Raw genomic sequence first — 20,283 nt, 5'->3', positions numbered from 1 at the left:
TTAATCATAAATATAAATGGATTGATATAAACGTCTTATCGGAACCGTTACATGTTTGAGAACCTCCAAGAACGATTAGGTAAAACCTTAAAAAATATCAGTGGCCGTGGCCGTCTGACGGAAGACAACATAAAAGACACACTTCGCGAAGTGCGTATGGCATTTTTAGAAGCCGATGTGGCATTGCCTGTTGTTCGCGACTTTGTAAAACAAGTTAAAGAACGCGCAGTTGGGGTTGAAGTTACAAAAAGCTTAAGCCCAGGCCAAGTATTTATAAAAATAGTGCGTGAAGAACTAGAAAAAGCAATGGGCGAGGCTAATGAAGAGCTAAGTCTAAATGCGCAACCGCCAGCCGTTGTAATGGTAGCGGGTCTACAAGGTGCGGGTAAAACCACCAGTGTAGCTAAGCTTGCTAAGTTTTTAAAAGAGCGAAAAAAGAAATCAGTACTTGTAGTAAGTGCCGATGTTTATCGCCCTGCGGCTATTAAACAGCTAGAAACGCTTGCAGCAGAAGTTGATGTTGATTTCTTCCCAAGTGATATTTCGCAAAAGCCAGTTGATATTGCAACCGCTGCAATTTCTCATGCTAAAAAGAAATTTATAGATGTAGTACTTGTTGATACTGCAGGTCGTCTACATGTTGATAGCAACATGATGGATGAAATTAAAGATCTTCACAAAGCAATCAATCCAATTGAAACCTTGTTCGTTGTTGATGCAATGACAGGTCAAGATGCGGCGAATACAGCTAAAGCATTCGACGAAGCATTACCACTTACCGGTGTTATATTGACAAAAACCGATGGTGATGCGCGTGGTGGTGCTGCTTTATCTATTCGTCACATCACTGGCAAGCCTATTAAGTTTATGGGTGTGGGTGAGCGCACTGACGCACTTGAACCTTTCCACCCAGACCGTATAGCGTCGCGTATTTTAGGTATGGGTGACGTACTTTCATTAATCGAAGAAGTCGAGATGAAAGTAGATAAAGAGCAAGCTGCTAGAGTTGCTGAAAAAGTATTTAAAGGCGCAGGTTTTACTCTTGATGATTTTGCTGACCAATTAAAGCAAATGAAGAGCATGGGTGGCATGATGTCAATGCTTGATAAGCTCCCTGGTATGTCTAACTTACCAGATGCTGTTAAAGGTCAAATGGGTGATAAAACATTTATCCAAATGGAAGCTATTATTAGCTCTATGACTAAAAAAGAGCGTGCACGCCCAGAAATCATTAAAGGTTCGCGTAAAAAACGCATAGCAGCTGGCTCTGGTACACAAGTACAAGAGATTAATAAGTTGCTTAAGCAGTTTACGCAAATGCAAAAAATGATGAAAAAAATGAAAGGTAAAGGCGGCATGACTAAAATGATGCGCGGTATGAAAGGCATGTTACCACCTGGAATGATGGGCGGCGGCGGTCCTAAATTTTAAAAAGTACCATTAAGTTACTTTTTTAAAATAATAGCGAATCATATTTAAAGGAGCAAATAGCTCCTTTTTTGTTGAATAAATTATGCATGTAATACACCTTTAACTCTTATTTGTCGTTGAGATCACGGTTTAACCTACTAAACTGCCTTTTTGGTTCACTTCTTACTTGCGTTATTGCCAAAAACTCGTACAATTCCCCAGCTCCCCATTCTGGGGAGTAAATCTTATTAATGAAAACAGTCAATCTTTATAGAGGACGGTATGGTAACTATTCGTTTGCAACGTGGTGGCGCTAAAAAACGCCCTTTCTATCAAATTGTGGTTGCGGATAGCCGTTTCTCGCGTGACGGTCGCTTCATCGAGAAAGTAGGCTTTTTTAACCCAATTGCTTCAGGTCAAGAAGAAAAAATTCGTTTAGATTTACCACGTGTTGAACACTGGGTAGGTCAGGGCGCATCTCTTTCAGATCGCGTAGCTAAGTTAGTAAAAGACGCTCGTAAAGCGGCTTAATAGGCGTAAGTGTAACCATGAGTCAAGAGAACACCTCATCAATAATTGTCGTAGGAAAGCTCGGTGCCCCATATGGTATAAAGGGCTGGCTTAAGGTACATTCATTTACTGATGATCCCGTAGGGATCTTCGATTTCAGCCCGTGGTTGATAGGGCAGCAAGGTAAATGGCAGTCCTTAGAAGTGGTCGACTGGCGTCGCCACAACAAAGGCTTTATCGCTAAATTTGCGCAGATAAACGACCGAGACGAAGCAATGGCTTATACCCATGCTGAAATCTCAATGGATGCAGCGCATTTACCAGAACTCCCGCAAGGTGAGTTTTATTGGCGAGATCTCATTGGCATGTCTGTTGTAACCGATAAAGGTTATAGCTTAGGCATTGTTGATGACCTGATGGAGACAGGATCAAATGACGTACTGGTTGTTAAAGCAAACAGTAAAGACGCATTTGGTCAAGCTGAGCGTTTGATTCCTTTTTTAACTGATTCAGTTATTAAAGAAGTTAAATACGACGCAAGAGAAATTACCGTAGACTGGGATCCTGGTTTTTAATGACGCAAACTAGTTCATTATGGGTAGGGGTGATAAGCCTTTTTCCAGACATGTTTGACGCTATTACAGACCAAGGTGTTACCGGTCGCGCAGTAAAAAATGGCTTAATTGATTTTAACTGCTGGAATCCGCGAGACTACGCTTTAGATAAGCATAGAACCGTAGATGACCGTCCTTACGGGGGCGGACCTGGTATGTTAATGATGGTTGAGCCATTAAAAAAAGCGATTGCCGAAGCTAAAAAAGCAGCTGGTGATGGTGCTAAAGTAATTTATATGTCCCCGCAAGGGCGCAAACTTGATCAGCAAGGTGCTAGCGAACTCGCTAACTCTAAAAAACTGATTTTGATTGCCGGTCGCTATGAAGGTATAGATGAGAGAATAATAGAATCATATGTTGACGAAGAATGGTCAATTGGTGATTTTATTTTGAGTGGTGGTGAACTGCCTGCCATGACATTAATTGACGCAGTAGCGCGATTAGTGCCAGGTGTGTTAGGTCATAATCAGTCAGCAGAACAAGATTCGTTTTCGGATGGCTTGTTAGATTGTCCACACTATACACGACCAGAAACATTGGACGACAAACAGGTTCCTGCTGTATTACTCAGTGGTAACCACCAAGAGATAGCAAAATGGCGGCTTATGCAGTCATTAGGCAGAACTTGGTTACGACGTCCTGACTTGTTGCATAACCTAGCTCTGACTGAGGAGCAAGCGGTATTACTCGCGAAATTTCAGCAAGAGTACCAAAAAGCTTGTGGCTAGAAGACAGTTACACCTAGGAAAGTGAGAAACATAATGGCAAAAGTAAACCAAAATATTATTAAAGCGCTTGAAGATGAGCAGCTTAAAACAGACGTACCTGCATTTGGCCCTGGTGATACAGTGGTTGTACAGGTAAAAGTAAAAGAAGGTGCTAAAGAGCGTCTACAGGCCTTTGAAGGTGTTGTAATCGCTAAGCGTAATCGTGGTCTTCACTCAGCATTCACAGTTCGTAAAATCTCGAACGGTGAAGGCGTTGAGCGTGTATTCCAAACGCACAGCCCTCTTATTGATAGCGTAACAGTTAAGCGTCGCGGTGCAGTTCGCCGTGCTAAGCTTTACTATCTACGTGAGCGTTCTGGTAAATCTGCACGTATTAGAGAAAAACTTAACTAATACGCGCTGTTTATCAACGCAAAAAAACGGGTTGCATCCTTCGGGTTGCAACCCGTTTTGGTTTTAGAATATTATTTTCTCAATTCTCAATTCTCAATTCTCAATTCTCAATTCTCAATTCTCAATTCTCAATTCTCAATTCTCAATTCTCAATTCTCAATTCTCAATTCTCAATTCTCAATTCTCAATTCTCAATTCTCAATTCTCAATTCTCAATTCTCAATTCTCAATTCTCAATTCTCAATTCTCAATTCTCAATTCTCAATTCTCAATTCTCAATTCTCAATTCCTCATTAGTAAAATTTCCTCTTTAGCCTTTTCTCAGTTAGCTGATCCTGTTAGTATTTATCGTATTGATTAGTTTACTTTTATGTAAATTTATATTTACGTTATTTGGTTTTTTAAGGTGGGACGAACGTGGCTGACATAAGTGATTTAGCACAGCTAAGAGAAGGTATAGATGAATGCGATGCACAACTTGTTGCCTTACTCGCTAAACGTAATGGTATTACGCAAAAAATTGGTGAGATAAAACAACAAACAGGCGCACCTTTACATGCACCTTCCCGTGAAGCAGAGCTATTAGCGGCAAGACGACAAGAAGCAATAAATCAAAATGTAAGCCCAGATCTCGTTGAAGATATACTAAGACGCATGATGCGAGAAGCCTATCAAAACCAACAAGCAAAACTTGCATGCGCAGCGCCAGAGCTTTCGCCAATTGTTATTGTGGGTGGTCAAGGTGCCATGGGCCAGTTATTTGCACAGCAGTTTATTCGCTCAGGTTACGAAGTTAAAATTTTAGATAAAGATCAGCAAAACGATGCGAAAAGTATTTTAAAAGGTGCCAAGCTGGTAATGATTAGCGTACCTATTAATGCATTAGACGCTGTCGTTGCTAAGTTACCTAAACTAGATGAAGACTGTTTACTAGTTGATATTACATCGGTAAAGCAATCGCCTATTAAAGCACTAAAAGCTGCGCACAGTGGCCCTGTGGTTGGTTTACATCCTATGTTTGGGCCTGATATATCACACTGGGTAAAACAAACAGTTGTTGTATGTGAAGGACGAGAACACCAAGCGGCAAAAGGTTTGTTACAGCAGTTACAAGTATGGGGTTGTCAGCTTGTTGAGCTTGATGCTAAAAAGCATGATGAAGCAATGCAAATTATTCAGGTAATGCGCCATTTAACGACATTTGTGTACGGACAATTTTTAGCAAAACAAAGTCATACACTAGAAGAATTACGTAGCTGCTCGTCACCTATATATCAATTAGAACTGATGATGGTAGGGCGTTTATTTGCGCAGTCGCCTGAGCTTTACTCAGATATTATGCTAGCACAATTCGATGATGTCGAAACCTTACTTGCACAGTACCAAGATACCTTCGCAAGTACATTAGCAAAATTAAAAGCGGGAGATAAAGCAGCGCTTATTGATTCTTTTGCTGAGGCTAAAGTTTACTTTTCTGACTCGACAGAACACTTTTTAACGCAAAGCAGAAGCTTATTAAATAAAGCGAATGATTCAAAAGTTTTAGATTAATATTTGTTATACCGTTTGCTTAAGTATGGGGATTTAATTCGTTAAATTGCTAAAATATTTATGCAGACTGGTACTAGTTAACGAAAAAGGGCCGATATCGGCCCTTTTTGATTTGTAAAATTGCTTATTAAGTATTAACGCTTACTGCTTGTAGTGACTCGCTTTGGTAGCATCCTAAAATACGTACATATTGGGTGTGCTCTTTAAGTTCTTCTAGCGCTTCTTTTACTTGGCTTTCAGCTAAGTTTGCTTCTAGGTCAACATAAAAAACTTCTTCCCACGGATTGCCCGGAGTAGGGCGAGATTCAAGTTTTACTAAATTAATCTTATGCTGCTTAAAAATCATTAACGCATCGGCTAGTGAGCCCGCTTGTTGTTTTGTCGACATGATCAAACTCGTTTTAGTTGGAATTTGGTTAGACACTTGTAGAGGCTTACGTGCAACAACAATAAAGCGACTATGGTTTTCGCTTTGATTAGCTAGGTTTGATTTAATAACCTCAAGCCCGACATTTTTCCCCGCTTGTGCAGAGCCAATTGCAGCACTGTATGGTGTGTTCAGAGCTGATTGTAGCGCGCTTGATGTTGAGTCACATGTTTCGTGTTGTAAATCACCTAAGCCCTGTAAAAAACGGCTGCACTGCGCAAATGGTTGTGGGTGTGCAAATATTTTTGTTAGTTGACTAAGTTCAGTATCAGGGTTGGCGAGTAAGCAATGCTCTACACTGTGAGTTACTTCTCCAACAATAGACACTTGCGCGTGCTGTAATAAGTCAAACACCTCGTTAATACTGCCAGAGCTTGTGTTTTCAATGGGTAATAAACCAAAATCAGCTTGTCCGTTCTCTACTTTACCTGTTATTTCGTCAAACGATGTACAGCCAATTTCAACTAATTTACCCGGGCGGCGGCTAAAATATTTATGGCATGCTAGTTGGCTATAAGAACCCTGACCACCTAAGTAAGTTACACGGTGTGTTTCACTAAGGGCATCTGGATTCAGGTTTTTTTGTAGCATTGCTTGTTGGTGTAAAACAGAGTCTTCCAAAATAGTTTGAAAAACATTATTCACGTAGTAAGCATCCAAACCTAGTGATTTACCATAACCAATCAGTTTCTCTAAAAGTGCGAGTTCACGTGCTTCATCGCGAATTGGTTTGTTGTTAGCTATTTTGTACTCAACCACACCGTGGCTAATGCGACGACGTTTAGCTAATAACACGAGTAAGTCGGAGTCTATTTCATTTATATCGTGTCTTAGTGCATTTAATACATCATTTGTCATTTTGGTATCCTCATTCCAAAAGTAGGCTGTTATTACACAGCAAAAACAAAAAAGCCTCCCGGTTGGGAGGCTTTACTATTCGATTGATTTTATCTCACAAACAGGGAAGCCTCTTCTATATAAAGAAGCTAAAAAACGAAAAAAAAGTGCGAGAGATAAATATGTTCATGCAGTTAATGTATGGATAGTTGCTACCAATGTCAATAAAGATCTAAATAAGCTTAGAGTACTATTTATTTCCCTATATTAGTTTTTATAGAAAGTTTACAAATAATTTATAAATATGAATGCGGATCTGGTATATTTCGTTAACTGGTTCAAATAATAACAATTATTAATAATTAAGGTTGACCCGTGGTTTACAGACGCCCTCCATCGCGTTTTGGATTGAATTCTTTAAGTGTAAAACTATCGCTACTCATATCCGCTATTTGCTTAATAGCTGGGGTATGTGCGGCTGCCTTAATGCTTAAATCTGAAGAGAAACAACTCGTTTTTGAAGAACATGAAGTTTTAAAAAGCTCGACAGATTTATTAGTAAAGCAATTTAATGAGCGCATTAAAACAAAAGTAAATATTGCTCAGCAAGCTAATAACGTAGTAACACAACAACTTTTTCAACCCAATTCACCAATTAATTTAAGCAATAAATCACAGTTACAATTTAATAGTGACGGTACGATTCGAAGTGCCTCGGCTGATGGTTTATCAGCAGCATTTTTACCACAGCAAAATTACTCTCCTTTTTATAAACGCCTATTTAATGATTCTGAGATGCTGTGGCGTATAATTTCTCCTACACTGGTACACGACTTTTTTAACTTTTATCTAATAACAGATGATGATTTTATTCGTGTTTCTCCTCCAAATTGGGCATTAAACGCACCTGCCGACTTTAGAGCAACGAATGGCTCAACTTATAAATCGATTAAAAGTACGCTTGAAACAGTAAGAGAGCCTGCATGGTCAAAAGTCTATTACGATACAGTATGGCGCAAATGGGTTATTAGCTTACTAGTGCCAGTTTATGTCGATAATGAGTTTTTAGGTGTGACGGGGAGCGATATTTCCCTCAACAAACTTATTTCGTTTTTACCTGTTGGTGATAAAGAAAAACACCTACTTGTGTTTGATAGTAAAGGGCAATTGTTAGCACACCCAGATTTAAATCCGACCTTACTAGCTGACTATGGTAGCGATAATAAAGCACTTGCTACTAACGAATTTGTAAACCCAGCGCTGCAGTCGATTATTGACGATGTAATTGCGGTGAAGTTACCTGAATACGCAAATTCGTTTGAAAAAAATGACGAAGCTCATATTATCAATATTCGTAAGATTGATGACTTAGATTGGTACATAGGGGTATATAAAAAGCGTTCATCGACGTTATCTGCATTACAAGATTTAAAACTGAAGTTTTTTGGTCTCTTTATTTTATACGCAATATTAGTTGCCTTATTGCTGCATCAAGCGCTTTATCAACTAGTCCTTCGCCGTTTACATACTTTGGTTTATGCAGTTACAAGTTTTGGCAAAGGTCAATTAACTACAGAATTCCCACCAGAAAACAAAGATGAAATTGGCACGCTTAATGGCTCATTTAGAGACATGACGGTAGAAATTCGCAAACTTATCGATGGCTTAAACCAGAGAATTACAGAAAAAGAAATTGCTGAAAAAGCAGCTAACCGTTTATCTAAAGCGGTAGCATTCTCGGGCACTGGGGTTGTGATCACCGATGAGAAATTTGTAATTGAATACGTAAATCCAAAAATGCTCGAAATGACAGGCTACCCAGAAAGTCATTTTAATAGAGCACCATTACTTAATATTATTGCCTCAGAAATGTCTATTTTAGTTGAAGATATAGACATAGATCTACGCAGCCGTAATTACTGGCGCGGTGATACATTAATTCAAGGCTTGAATAAAGAGCCAATTTGGGTATCTTTAAGTGTTTCGCCAATTCGTGAAGAGGGCGGTGAAATAACCAGCTATGTAGCATCTGCACAAGACATTTCGTTTGTCAAAGAAAGCCAGCGTAAAATGGAGCAGCTTGCTTACTTTGACACCCTTACTGGTCTTGCCAACAGAACGTTTTTTAGAATGCAATTGCGTAAATCAATGGCATTAGCAGAACGCGGGCATTATGCATTTGCTTTGTTTTACTTTGATTTAGACGAATTTAAACGTATTAACGATACATTAGGCCACGATGCCGGCGATCAATTATTAATTGAAGTGGCAAACAGACTTAAAAAACGTTTACGAGCCGAGGACACCATAGCGCGCTTAGGTGGTGATGAATTTGCAGTATTACTCAGTGGTATAGAAAGCCAAGCTCACGCGACTGATGTTGCCAATACAATTCAAAAAACACTGAATGTGCCTATAAAACTAGGTAGTAATGAAGTTATTGTGAGCGCTAGTATTGGTATTACAATGGCTCCGTACGATAGCCTAGAAGAAGATCAGTTATTAAAACATGCTGACTTAGCAATGTATGAAGCAAAAGCAAAAGGGCGTAATACATTCCATTTTTATAGCCAAGAATTGAACGCAGCCGCTAATGAGCGTTTATTTATTGAAAATGAGCTACGTATAGGTCTAAAAGAAAAACAGTTTGTAGTTTACTACCAACCTCAAGTTGATAGTCGCACTCATCAGGTCATTGGCTATGAAGCGTTATTAAGATGGTTCCACCCAACCGAAGGCGCAATCCCTCCAGATAAATTTATTCCTATTGCAGAAGCGACAGGCCTTATAGTTGAATTAGGCGAATGGGTGCTTCAAGAGTCTTGTGATTTTGCTGTAAGATTAACAAAGCAAGGCTTAGAAAATAATATATCGATAAACTTATCGGCTCGCCAGTTCAAAGACTCAAGCTTAGTCTCAACGCTGAGTAAAATGATAATTAGGACGGGTGTTTCGGCTAAGCGCCTTCACTTAGAGCTTACCGAAAGTATGCTAATGGGAAATGTAGAAGCTGCAATTACACAACTCCACGAGCTTAAAGCCTTAGGTATATCTATTTCTATTGATGATTTTGGTACTGGCTATTCGTCACTCAGTTACTTAAAACGATTCCCGGTTGATATATTGAAAATTGACCGTTCATTTGTAAAAGATATCCCTGAGGATACAAATGATATGGAAATCACTGCCGCTATTATTGCCATGGCGCAAAAGTTAAAGCTAGACGTGGTCGCAGAAGGGGTTGAGACAATAGAGCAGATGCAGTTTTTACAAAATAATAACTGCTTCATTGTACAAGGCTATTATTTTAGTAAACCAATTGCTGAGCACGAACTGCCAAAATTGTATGAAAGGTTAAATGAACTCTCAAATAGCGAAGTAAGTAGTTAATAAAATAGCGGGTTAACCACCCGCAATTTTAACTTTAAATTTTAACGCTTCTAAAATGGCTTTTAGTTTATCGCGGTCATCACCTTGCACTTCAATAATGCCTTCTTTTACTGCGCCGCCTTGGCCCATTTTGCTTTTTATAGTTTTAGCTAACTTTTTTAAATCATGATCTTTTGGATCAATGCCTACAACTAACATTACGCCTTTGCCTTTACGTCCTTTTGTTTGACGCTCAATGCGAATAAAACCATCTTTAAAAAGCTTAGCTTCTAACTCTTTTTCTGGTTTTGGCTGGTCAATGCGCCCCGTACTTGTTGAATATACTAAGTGACTATCACTCATACCTTACCTTTATGGATAAAAATTAATTAAATATTGGCGTAAATGATAGCAAATTTGAAGTTGTGTGTTTTTCTTTTTGCTAAATACTTTTAACAGGTTATATTTAGTTCAAAGGAAATATTATTGGAGTTTAATATGAGTTTAACTAAGAATGAATCAGTCGATGGCACTACATTAACAATACAAATCAAAGGTAAATTTGACTTTAATTTAGTGCAATCTTTTCGCCAAGCTTATGCTCAAATGAGCGAAAAAACAGTAAAGGTTATTATCGATTTAAGAGAGACTGACTACATGGATAGCTCAGCACTTGGCATGTTACTTAACATGAAAAAAACAATTGATAGCCAAGTGAAAACTATTGAAATAAGCAATTGCCAACCTCAGCTTAGAAAAATTCTACAAATTTCACGTTTTGATAAAAAGTTTGATATTAGCTAATGATACATGTGTTAATTGTAGATGATCAGGCACTCAATCGCATTTTACTAAGTAAAATGCTTGAGCAAGAGGGTTATAAAATATCAGTGGCTTATAACGGGCTAGATGCACTTAATGTACTTAAAAGAGAGCAAATAGACGTTGTTTTACTTGATGTTTTAATGCCTGTAATGGATGGTTTTGAAGCTGCTGAAAAAATAAAGCAGCAGTATAGTGAAGTTTACTTACCGATTATTTTTATAACCTCCTTAGAAGATCAAGCAAGTTTTGAGCGCTGCCTCGAAGTGGGTGGCGATGACTTTATTCATAAACCATTTGAAAAAGTTATTCTGCATGCAAAAATTAAAGCACATATTCGCACCAGAGAGCTGAGTAAAAAAGCAAACCAACAAAAGAAATTGCTTGAATATCATCATAATCAAATTGAACGTGAACACGAAATAATTGAGCATATTTTTAATAACTCATTAGAAAACCAAGGTAAGTTTAGAGAGTATTTAGATTTTAATTTATCACCGGCCTCTATGTTTAACGGCGATATGTTTTTAGTAGCGCAAAGCCCAATCGGTAATCTGTATTGCATGTTGGGAGATTTTACGGGCCATGGCCTTGCAGCCGCTATTGGTGCATTACCAACTTCTCGTGTGTTTTATAATATGGTACAAAAAGGTATGGCGGTTAACGATATTGCCAGCGAGCTAAATAAACTACTGTACAACCTCCTACCTGGGCATATGTTTTGTGCTGCAACCATTATAGAGCTTAGTGCATCAGGTAAAAGTGTTTCTGCATGGATGGGCGGCCTGCCAGATGCGTACCTAATAGATAAAGACGGTAATGTAAAACAAACATTAGAATCGCAGCATATGGCGCTGGGGATTTTAGATGAACAAGAATTTGAATATGAAGTTATCCATTTTGAAACAAATAGTAATACACGCCTAGTATTAGCAACCGACGGTATTATAGAAACGGCAAACAAAGAGGATATATTTTTTGGGGAAGAGCGATTTTTACAAACCTTAAAAAATAAATCGATGATTAGTAGTGAAGATATAGTTGCTAATGTTACTAAGTTTGCTGATGGTACGAAACAGCAAGACGATTTAAGCATTGTTTTACTAAACTGCTTGCCTTTAATTCCTGTGGAACAAGAGCGAGAAGCATTTTCTACTTTAGCTTTTAATTTGTCTTTGAGCTTAAACTCAGAGCAAATAAAAAAAACAGACCCCGTTTACGACGTCGTTAATATTTTAAGCAGTGTGGAGGGGTTAAATACCCATCGCTCTAATATATTTTTACTGTTGTCTGAGGCTTACAACAATGCGCTTGATCATGGTGTATTAGGACTTAACTCAGAAATTAAAAAACAAGAGGACGGCTTTTTTCGATATTACGAGTTGAGAGAGGCTGCCCTTGCTAAACTTACAGATGCCATGATTATTATTGATATGCGCTATTGCCCCGACACGCTCAGTTTATATTTTATTATTTGTGATTCAGGTCGAGGGTTTAGTAGTAAGCACGATGAGTTGGCAAAGGCTAATAACGAATTTGGCAGAGGGGTGTCTTTATTAGAAGAAATAGCCGAAAAAGTCACTTATAACGCCAGTGGTAACCAAGTTGAAATGTGCTACAAGTTGAGCTAGCTCTGTAAAAATATCCATGCTATTATTCTCGAAACTTTAGATGTATGGATGGCCAAATGATTTCTTCTTACTTAAAACAAGCACAACTTAGTGCTAATCCAGCTTTGATTTCAACAGAGCTTGAAAAGCTTGATCTACATTTAGCAAACACTGCTTTGCCTGATGTGTGTTGGGAGTATCAAATACCAGAGCTTGGCGAGGGCGGTGCATGTAGTTTATTTGGTTACTTACAAGATGAGCCATTCAAATTAACTGACTATATTAAAAATGATGAGCAAACACAGTTTAAGCTGGCTACTTTACAAAGTATTGTAAGCTACATTGAGCAGCAAACGGGCGTTGATTGGTATGGTATTTATCAATCAACTAATACCCCTGAAGGTAATCAACTATTAAAATTGGCTTATCATGGTGCGCCTAGTCGTCCGTTGTTTCCTTTAACGCAAGCATTTGCAGCTGGCAGCAACAATGTACAGGTTGCGCTATCCCACGAGGGCCGCATTATTAATAACGTTGAAGAGTATTTATCACAAGGTGGTGAATACTACACATGCGATCCTAAAGTTAAATCAGAAACCTGCCTACCTTTATTTAATACACAAAATGAATGTGTTGGTATTGTAGATGCAGAAGCCTTTAAAAATGATTTTTTTGATGAAAAGACGCTTGCCGTTTTAATTGCATGTTGTATTAAAATTCCTCACTTTCTAGTGTAAATAACGCTAGTCAATATGATGTGCTTTTATGTTAAGCTTAACTTAACAGCTAACCCCTAAATAACGATAAGAGATAGCCAATGTTCTCAGTATTAAAACCATTACCAACAGATCCTATTCTTGGCCTTATGGCGGCCTATAAACAAGATACAAACCCTAATAAAATTGATTTAGGTGTAGGTGTCTACAAAGATGAGCAAGGCAATACACCGGTTCTTAAAGCGGTTAAAAAAGCTGAAGCGTTTCGTCTTGAAAACGAAATGAGCAAATCTTACATTGGTTTAGCGGGTAATTTAGATTACTGCCAAAAAATGGAGCAGTTACTATTAGGTGAGCATCAAGTATTACTAGCTAACCGCGTACGTACTGCGCAAGCTCCTGGTGGTACGGGTGCACTTCGTGTTGCAGCTGAATTTATTAAGCGTTGTAATACAGACGCGACTGTTTGGGTAACTAACCCAACATGGGCTAACCATATTAGCTTGTTTGAAGCTGCAGGCTTAACAGTAAAAGAATACCCATATTACGATTACGAAAATAAAGATTTATTGTTTGATGAAATGATCAACACACTTAAACAAGTGCCTAAAGGTGATGTGGTTTTACTGCATGCATGTTGTCATAACCCAAGCGGTATGGATTTAAACGAAACACAGTGGAACACGGTTGCCGAACTGGCAAAAGAAGTTGGCTTTACACCACTTGTTGATATTGCGTACCAAGGCTTTGGTGCCTCACTTGAAGACGATGCACGTGGCTTACGTATTTTAGCCGATGCAGTGGAAGAGCTAATTATTTGTTCTTCATGTTCTAAAAACTTTGGCTTATACCGCGAGCGTATTGGTGCATGTTCACTAATTGCAAAAGACAGCGCAACAGCAGATATTTCAAACTCTGTAATGCTAAGCGTTGTACGTAGTATTTACTCAATGCCGCCAGCGCATGGTGCTGACATTGTTAATACTATTTTAAGCAGTACAGAGCTTACACAATTGTGGCACTCTGAGCTTGATGAAATGCGTAGTCGTATAAATGGCTTACGTAGCTTAATTAAAGAAAGCTTAGCAACTAAAGATATTGCTCAAGACTTCTCATTTATTGAACGCCAAAACGGTATGTTTTCTTTCTTAGGTATTAATAAAGAGCAAATTGCTCGCCTACAAAAAGAATACGGCATTTACATAGTTGGCTCTAGCCGCGTAAATGTTGCAGGTGTTAGTCATTCAAATATTGAATACTTTTCAAATGCTGTAGCTGACGTTTGTAAATAAACGCAGTTAATATAAAAAACCGCACATCATTACTAATGATGTGCGGTTTTTTATTATCTAAATTAAAACAAAAAGCAGCAACCTTTAACCGATAGCAGGAATAAGCCCCGCCATTTGCATAAACTGCGCAGCAATAATAGTTATGCCACATATAGCTGCTATACCAAGCCCAACATTCCCACTTTTAACTTGGTAGCCTGTTTTATTTGATGTTGTACGCTGTTTATAAACCATTGCTACAGGCAAAAATATTGCCAGTACAACAAGTGCTATTGCAGCGTACCCTAAGGCCATAATAAAGCCTTGAGGATAAAACAATGCAAAGCCAAGCGGCGGAATAAACGTAATTAAGGCCGTTTTAATTCGGTCCGTTTTATTGTCACCCTTTTTAAATGCATCAGCAAAAAAATCAAATAACCCTAAACTCACCCCTAAAAATGATGTCGCAAGTGCTAAATCAGCAAATAACTTAACGGCCGTTGCCACACTTGGGTTATGCGCAATACTTGCCACGCTAGATACAAACCCATTAAGACCTTGGCTGTTGAGTAAATCAGCTTGGCTCATAATACCTTGGCTAAGTAGTTGCCAAAAAATATAAATAACTAAAGGTAGGGCGGCTCCAGCAATCATTACTTTGCGCAGTACTTTTATTTCAACACCAACATATTTAACAATAGAGGGGATAGAACCATGAAAGCCAAACGAAGTAAATATAACCGGTATAGCTGAAAGGATTAATCCTTGCTCTACAGGCATCTCTAATAAGTGCTTACCCTGCACATAAGGGGTAAGCATGTAAAACAAGCTAGCTAATACAATAATTTTTATTGTAAATAACACTCTATTTAGTTTATCTACCTTGCTAGTACCTAGCGTTACCACACTTGCAATAATAACAGCGAGGATTACAGAGCCAAACTGTGGGGCTATATCTACATCAAAGCCTATATTTATACGCGCTTGGAGTTGTGCACCACCACCTGCAATATAAGCAGCGCATAAAGCGTAAAATAAAAAAACCATCGAAAAATTCGCAATATATTGTCCGCGCTTTCCAAGCCATAATTTAGCCAATGTATTTAACGTTGCATCGCGTGGTGCGTATTGGTGTAGCTCTAACATGAGTAGTGCGGTGTAGGTCATTAGTAACCAGCTAGCAATTATTAATGCAAGTGCAGTACTAAACCCAAGCCCGGCAGATGCAATTGGCAATGCCAACATACCTGCACCAATAGTGGTGCCTGCAACAATTAACATGCTTCCAGTTGTTTTATTTTTAAGCACTTAATTACCTTAATTATTATTAATATTGATGCACCATATAACTAGTTGCTCAAATCTCAAATAGTTTTGTAATAAAAGAGCGGTATTAAAATGTAACTTACAATTTACAACTGTATTTATTAAGGACTTTAGTGTTTAAAAAGTACTAAAACACAGTAGTGAGCGTATAATTTATTCTTTGTTTTATTGATTCATATAAAGCGTAGGGATGGCACGTGCCAGTTAAAGTATCTTATTTTTTAATGGTTCTTATATGGTCCACTACACCACTGGGTATAGTGTGGAGTAGTGAAACTGTATCGCCAACACTTGCAGTGTTAATGCGAATGCTGGTGGGGCTATTGTTAGGCGGCTTAATTGTTGCCATTACAAATATTAGAGTGCCTTGGAGCAAAAATGCATGCTTACTTTATTTTTATTCGAGTATAGGTATTTTTGGCGGTATGTTGTTGAGCTATATGGCAGCTAAAACAGTCCCTTCTGGTATTATTTCGCTTATGTTTGGCCTTGCACCTATTTTGTCGGGGTTGCTTGCTCAGCAATTATTAAATGAACCTAAATTTAGCCCGATTAAATTAGTTGCGTTAGCGTGCGCCTTAATTGGCTTATATTTTGTTAGTTATAACCAAGTACAAAACTCGCAAACTCAAGGGCTTGGGTTGCTTTATGTGTTTATGGCTGTCTGCTTTTTTAGTTTAAGTGGTGTGATGATCAAGCGTGTACAGATTGCGATTCACCCTATGGCAACAACATTTGGTGCCTTAGTTTTTGTAACCCCACTCTTTTTTATTGCTTGGTGGTTATTAGATGGTGAGTTGCATATACAAAACTGGAGTGCAAAATCATTGTGGGCTATTGGTTATCTAGGAATATTTGGATCTTTAGTAGGGGCTTTGGCGTATTTTCATGTGCTGCAAAACCTAAATGCAAGCACGGTATCACTTACTACACTTATAACTCCTAGCTTTGCGTTAGGTTTGGGAGCTTGGCTAAATAATGAGTCATTAAGCCAAGAACTAATAATTGGTGCGGTTATTATTTTAATTAGTCTAGGTTTTTTCCAATTTGGTGATAAGTTTTTAAAGCGAAAGAAAGTAAACACAAATTAGCTTTACTACATTTTTTCTATTTGAATAATTAAACGACGGTTTTTGTCTCGGCTTAAAATGTTATCGTTATTATCAACAAAGCGTTTTTCGCCCAAACCGGTTGTTTGTACTTTTGTTTCATCAACACCCAAGCTCACCATATAATCTTTTATAGTTTTGGCGCGCTTGCGCGATAAATCTAAGTTATTCCAGCGTCCGCCATAACTATCTGTGTATGAGTCAATACTAATGGACTCTATGCTTGCATCATTTTTTAAATACTCAGCAATCTTATCAAGACGCTGTTGCGAGGATTTAGTTAATTTACTGCTGTTAGATTGATAGTTCATTACAGTAAACGAAATATCTTCAAAGCTGTAAGGGAGTAGCTCATCACGGCATTGTAAAAAAGCCCAGTAAGCTTGTTTAAAGTTTACGCTCGATATACCAACGGCAATTTTATCGGCACTGTTTTGCCAGTCTTGATAATAAAAAGTAGGGTAGTAGCCTTTTTCAAGCTCGGTAAGCATTTCCCATGCGGTTTTATTGCCTAGCTCGCCATCAAACTTTTTAAGTAATTTCATATTTGCAATATCGCGAGCGGGCAATCCTACACGCCATGTAGGTGGCACTGCTTTTAAACCTGCAATTGCATAGTTATCTGGGCGTACAACCATATCTAAATTAAATGTTAAGTTTTTATTTTTACTTGCAGAAGCTTTAAATATAGCTTCACCGTAATAAGGAACTTCATGATTTAATTGGCATTGTAAGCGCGTTGTTTTAACGACTTCCCAGTTGGAGTTGTCTTGGGTTGCTGTGTATTGGCGCATAGCAGCTTGCGAGTGAGTACTGCAAAACACCGCACTTATACTAAGGCTAATAAATAACAACTTATACTTCATGGTGCTCTCCAGCTATCCGGGAATGCCAATAATTTGGCAAATTAACGACTGCAATGATTAGTTTGTTCTCTGTATAACTAACTTATAAGTTAAAGCAAGTTATGTGCCTACAATTTTAAAGCAATAAATACTTAAATCCCCTAGCCTAGGGGGCATCAATTTTGACATAATAGTCAGCTTACACGTATAAACAAAGAAGACTATGGCAAATACTGAGCAAACACCTTTCGCAAAACGCTTTCGTGGATTTTTTCCTGTTGTTATTGATGTTGAAACTGCAGGTTTTAACAAAGAAACAGATGCCTTGTTAGAAATAGCAGCCTCTGTTTTAAAAATGGATGACGAAGGACTGCTCAGCATAGATCATACTGTTCATTTTCATGTTCAGCCATTCGAAGGCGCTAATATAGAACAAGCAGCCATCGACTTTAACGGTATAGACCCGTTTTCACCATTACGTGGCGCAGTACCTGAAGATGAAGTAATTAAAGAAATATGTAAAGTAGTACGCAAAGCGCAAAAGGCTGCTGGGTGCCAACGCTCAGTTATTGTGGCGCATAATGCCGCATTCGATCATGGCTTTTTAAATGCAGCAATAGAGCGTAATAACATTAAGCGTACGCCATTTCATCCCTTCGTAAGCTTTGATACAACATCTTTAGCGGGTTTAGCGTTAGGGCAAACTGTATTAGCAAAAGCATGTAGAGCGGCTGGTATCGAGTTTGATAACAGCCAAGCGCACTCAGCGCTTTACGACACAGAACGTACAGCTGAGCTTTATTGTTTAATAGTAAACCGCTGGCAGCAATTAGGTGGTTGGCCATTAGCGCCACTAGATGACGCTGATGCTGAAGTTGAAACAAAAAATGACGAAGAAACTAAAACGTCTGAGTAATTTTACCCTCAGTTAGCTTAACTAGGTGGGGCGGGTAAATACGCGAAAATTGTTTAGAATCTTTCGCTATTTTAAGCTCCACACCAGGGTGCATTAATTCATTTACTTTTAAACGACTGCTGGCAAGTAATTGCACTATTTTTTGCTTAATAAGTAGTTTTTGACGATGAATATGCGCAGAGCGTATTTTTATATGCTTTTCATTTTCAGTTATCTTATTCATGAATTGCTGACGCTGAGCAGCCCCCGCAATTTTACTCGCTTTTTCGCGAGCTTGTTGTAAAGCGGTTACTTTAGTCGCAAGTACTTTTTCAAAATCGGTTATTTGTGTTTGCTTTTGGCGAAGCTCAAACCAGAGCTGCGCTAAAAATACGCGTGTTTTAGTACCGGCTGGCGCGCCTAGTTCACCCGTTTCAATGCGCATAGCATCTAAAATATTACCGCCAATAATTTTACCTCGCGGGTCATTTGCTTTGCCTACACGTATTAATCGCCTAGCACTTAAATCACAATGCAGAGCTTGGCGTTCAATAAATAAATCTTGTTCGGATTTAATGTTGCAGTACTGGGCATAACCAATCGAAATAGTTCGCTGAGCGGTTATACAGCACGTAAATGCTTCCTCGCCTTCACGTTTTCGGCCAATTGCGCCAAGCATTATAGTTACCGCACTTTTACTTTCAACAGTTCCTGATTCTACAAAACCAAGTACCGTAATATCACCGTTGGCTTTTACACGCATGCCGTCTTTAATATCACCAGTAATAATTACGCTACCATCAAAATCAACATGGCCTGTACTTACATCTACGTTATCAAAGCATAAAACGTCATCTACACGCATACCACGGGGTAGGGCAACGGGCACACCTTTGCAGTCGGCAATAAGCATATTAGGATTATTAGGATCTACTTTTGTACCTTCGAAAGGCTGGAGTTGGTGATCTTTACCTGGTTTTGCACTAATTGAATCGCCAAATACCGTATAGCCTTCTTCTCCAGGGGTCGCTGCAATACGCTGCATTAAGGGAGTGCCAGGTTTTACGGTGATAATAGCGCCAAGGTTTTTCATATCAACCTTACCGCCTTCTTTAGCTTGTGGGCTAAGTACTCGGTCTTGAGCTGTTGAGCATAAACGTACAAATTTGGCATCGCTGCCTTCTTTTGGATTGCGCCCATGTGCAATTATGGCACTGTAAGAGCTTCCTGCTGGTTGCTCAAACTGCTGGCCCAAAAAGGTATCAAGCGCACGAGGACTTATTCCTTTTTTAACACCTGCATCAGCAAGTGCTTTTTGCGCGCCTTCCATAGACAAAAGTGCGCCACCTTTAGCGGTAGTTAATGTTGCTTCTGCGACCATGTTTTTTTCATCAATATTAATGACAAGCGACGCATCTACAGCTTTAGCAACGACAAGCGATACTTCCTGATAATTTTTAGTTGGCGCAAAAAGCTTTCCAATATTGGCAATGACAGCTTCGTACTCACTAAACTCAGATTGCTCTAGCATTTGCGTTAACTGAGTACTTGTAACAGGAAAACCACTATCAATAGGGTGACTTTCTAAAGAGACAAACCCTGTACTTTTATCAAATGAAAAAACCGACATTTATTAATTCCCTACTCTATGCCTGTTATTATTTTTATTTTTTACAACTAAAGGTTTAGAAATAGCAAAAACCTTAACTCCTCATTTGAACACAGGTTAAACACATTGTTAAGTAAATGTTTATATAGGCTTGCATAAACTAAATTTTGGTTACTTAACACGCGATTGGCACATACAATTAAAATAAAGCGTTACTAGGCCTTGAGTATCAGTACTTTAC

At 38.6% G+C, this 20,283-nt stretch carries 18 protein-coding genes and 1 other annotated feature; of the genes, 13 read left to right on the top strand and 5 right to left on the bottom strand.

The genetic code is table 11. The annotated features are described in order from the left end of the window. Positions 1–51: 51 nt before the first annotated feature. From ffh to tyrA, 6 genes are all read left to right on the top strand, one after another. A complete protein-coding gene (gene ffh / locus I6F44_RS06835; protein ID WP_007581399.1) occupies positions 52–1,431 on the top strand; it encodes a signal recognition particle protein in 1,380 nt (459 codons plus the stop codon). Between the two features lie 261 nt (positions 1,432–1,692). Continuing rightward, positions 1,693–1,941 carry a 30S ribosomal protein S16 gene (rpsP, locus tag I6F44_RS06830; RefSeq protein ID WP_002962192.1) on the top strand — a complete coding sequence of 83 codons (249 nt, stop codon included), beginning with the start codon at positions 1,693–1,695 and terminating at the stop codon, positions 1,939–1,941. A 17-nt stretch (positions 1,942–1,958) separates the two neighbouring features. Beyond that, the gene (gene rimM / locus I6F44_RS06825; protein ID WP_024596584.1) at positions 1,959–2,495 is read left to right on the top strand and encodes a ribosome maturation factor RimM; all 537 of its coding nucleotides are present in this window, start codon (positions 1,959–1,961) and stop codon (positions 2,493–2,495) included. Next, complete coding sequence (gene trmD, locus I6F44_RS06820) at positions 2,495–3,262, top strand: tRNA (guanosine(37)-N1)-methyltransferase TrmD (protein ID WP_007581405.1); 768 nt, start codon at positions 2,495–2,497, stop codon at positions 3,260–3,262. The genes rimM and trmD overlap by 1 nt, the downstream gene beginning before the upstream one ends. A 33-nt stretch (positions 3,263–3,295) precedes the next feature. After that, the gene (rplS, locus tag I6F44_RS06815) at positions 3,296–3,655 is read left to right on the top strand and encodes a 50S ribosomal protein L19 (protein WP_007581406.1); all 360 of its coding nucleotides are present in this window, start codon (positions 3,296–3,298) and stop codon (positions 3,653–3,655) included. A gap of 417 nt (positions 3,656–4,072) precedes the next feature. Continuing rightward, on the top strand, positions 4,073–5,206 hold the full coding sequence (tyrA, locus tag I6F44_RS06810; protein ID WP_197173503.1) for a bifunctional chorismate mutase/prephenate dehydrogenase: 1,134 nt from the start codon (positions 4,073–4,075) through the stop codon (positions 5,204–5,206). Positions 5,207–5,333: 127 nt separating this feature from the next. Here tyrA and I6F44_RS06805 read toward each other — a convergent pair whose 3' ends face one another. Beyond that, entirely contained in the window at positions 5,334–6,491 is a 1,158-nt protein-coding gene (locus I6F44_RS06805; RefSeq protein ID WP_007581410.1) for a chorismate mutase, read from the bottom strand. A gap of 44 nt (positions 6,492–6,535) precedes the next feature. Then, positions 6,536–6,653: a sequence feature (Phe leader region), on the bottom strand. Positions 6,654–6,845: 192 nt separating this feature from the next. Between I6F44_RS06805 and I6F44_RS06800 the strand changes: the two genes are divergently transcribed. After that, entirely contained in the window at positions 6,846–9,860 is a 3,015-nt protein-coding gene (locus tag I6F44_RS06800) for a bifunctional diguanylate cyclase/phosphodiesterase (protein ID WP_024589409.1), read from the top strand. A gap of 12 nt (positions 9,861–9,872) precedes the next feature. On the opposite strand, the gene I6F44_RS06795 is transcribed toward I6F44_RS06800, so the two are convergent. After that, the gene (locus I6F44_RS06795; protein WP_007581414.1) at positions 9,873–10,202 is read right to left on the bottom strand and encodes a translation initiation factor; all 330 of its coding nucleotides are present in this window, start codon (positions 10,200–10,202) and stop codon (positions 9,873–9,875) included. A gap of 135 nt (positions 10,203–10,337) precedes the next feature. Here I6F44_RS06795 and I6F44_RS06790 point away from each other — a divergent pair, with 135 nt between their 5' ends. From I6F44_RS06790 to I6F44_RS06775, 4 genes are all read left to right on the top strand, one after another. Next, the gene (locus I6F44_RS06790; RefSeq protein ID WP_002962948.1) at positions 10,338–10,643 is read left to right on the top strand and encodes an STAS domain-containing protein; all 306 of its coding nucleotides are present in this window, start codon (positions 10,338–10,340) and stop codon (positions 10,641–10,643) included. Continuing rightward, the gene (locus tag I6F44_RS06785) at positions 10,643–12,292 is read left to right on the top strand and encodes a SpoIIE family protein phosphatase (protein ID WP_197173502.1); all 1,650 of its coding nucleotides are present in this window, start codon (positions 10,643–10,645) and stop codon (positions 12,290–12,292) included. Before I6F44_RS06790 ends, I6F44_RS06785 begins: the two co-directional genes overlap by 1 nt. A gap of 56 nt (positions 12,293–12,348) precedes the next feature. Then, positions 12,349–13,008, top strand: coding sequence for a GAF domain-containing protein (locus I6F44_RS06780; protein ID WP_024608928.1), 660 nt, complete (start codon positions 12,349–12,351; stop codon positions 13,006–13,008). Between the two features lie 80 nt (positions 13,009–13,088). After that, complete coding sequence (locus I6F44_RS06775) at positions 13,089–14,279, top strand: amino acid aminotransferase (protein WP_024593589.1); 1,191 nt, start codon at positions 13,089–13,091, stop codon at positions 14,277–14,279. 84 nt (positions 14,280–14,363) lie between these two features. Here the strand turns inward: I6F44_RS06775 and I6F44_RS06770 are convergent, their stop codons facing one another. Continuing rightward, positions 14,364–15,566, bottom strand: a complete 1,203-nt coding sequence (locus I6F44_RS06770; RefSeq protein WP_024608927.1) for an aromatic amino acid transport family protein — start codon at positions 15,564–15,566, stop codon at positions 14,364–14,366. A gap of 215 nt (positions 15,567–15,781) precedes the next feature. Here I6F44_RS06770 and I6F44_RS06765 point away from each other — a divergent pair, with 215 nt between their 5' ends. Then, positions 15,782–16,675 carry a DMT family transporter gene (locus I6F44_RS06765; protein WP_101216606.1) on the top strand — a complete coding sequence of 298 codons (894 nt, stop codon included), beginning with the start codon at positions 15,782–15,784 and terminating at the stop codon, positions 16,673–16,675. 5 nt (positions 16,676–16,680) lie between these two features. On the opposite strand, the gene I6F44_RS06760 is transcribed toward I6F44_RS06765, so the two are convergent. Then, positions 16,681–17,559, bottom strand: coding sequence for a flagellar protein MotY (locus I6F44_RS06760; protein WP_197173501.1), 879 nt, complete (start codon positions 17,557–17,559; stop codon positions 16,681–16,683). A 202-nt stretch (positions 17,560–17,761) separates the two neighbouring features. On the opposite strand from I6F44_RS06760, the gene rnt reads away from it, so the two are divergent. Beyond that, entirely contained in the window at positions 17,762–18,454 is a 693-nt protein-coding gene (gene rnt / locus I6F44_RS06755; RefSeq protein ID WP_197173500.1) for a ribonuclease T, read from the top strand. On the opposite strand, the gene I6F44_RS06750 is transcribed toward rnt, so the two are convergent. Further along, entirely contained in the window at positions 18,438–20,063 is a 1,626-nt protein-coding gene (locus I6F44_RS06750) for a DUF342 domain-containing protein (RefSeq protein WP_197173499.1), read from the bottom strand. The two genes, rnt and I6F44_RS06750, sit on opposite strands and share 17 nt — an antisense overlap. Positions 20,064–20,283: the final 220 nt, after the last annotated feature.

Source organism: Pseudoalteromonas sp. NZS11_1 (assembly GCF_015864275.1).
Taxonomy (GTDB): domain Bacteria; phylum Pseudomonadota; class Gammaproteobacteria; order Enterobacterales; family Alteromonadaceae; genus Pseudoalteromonas; species Pseudoalteromonas arctica.
This window is presented reverse-complemented; position numbering and strand designations above follow the sequence as displayed.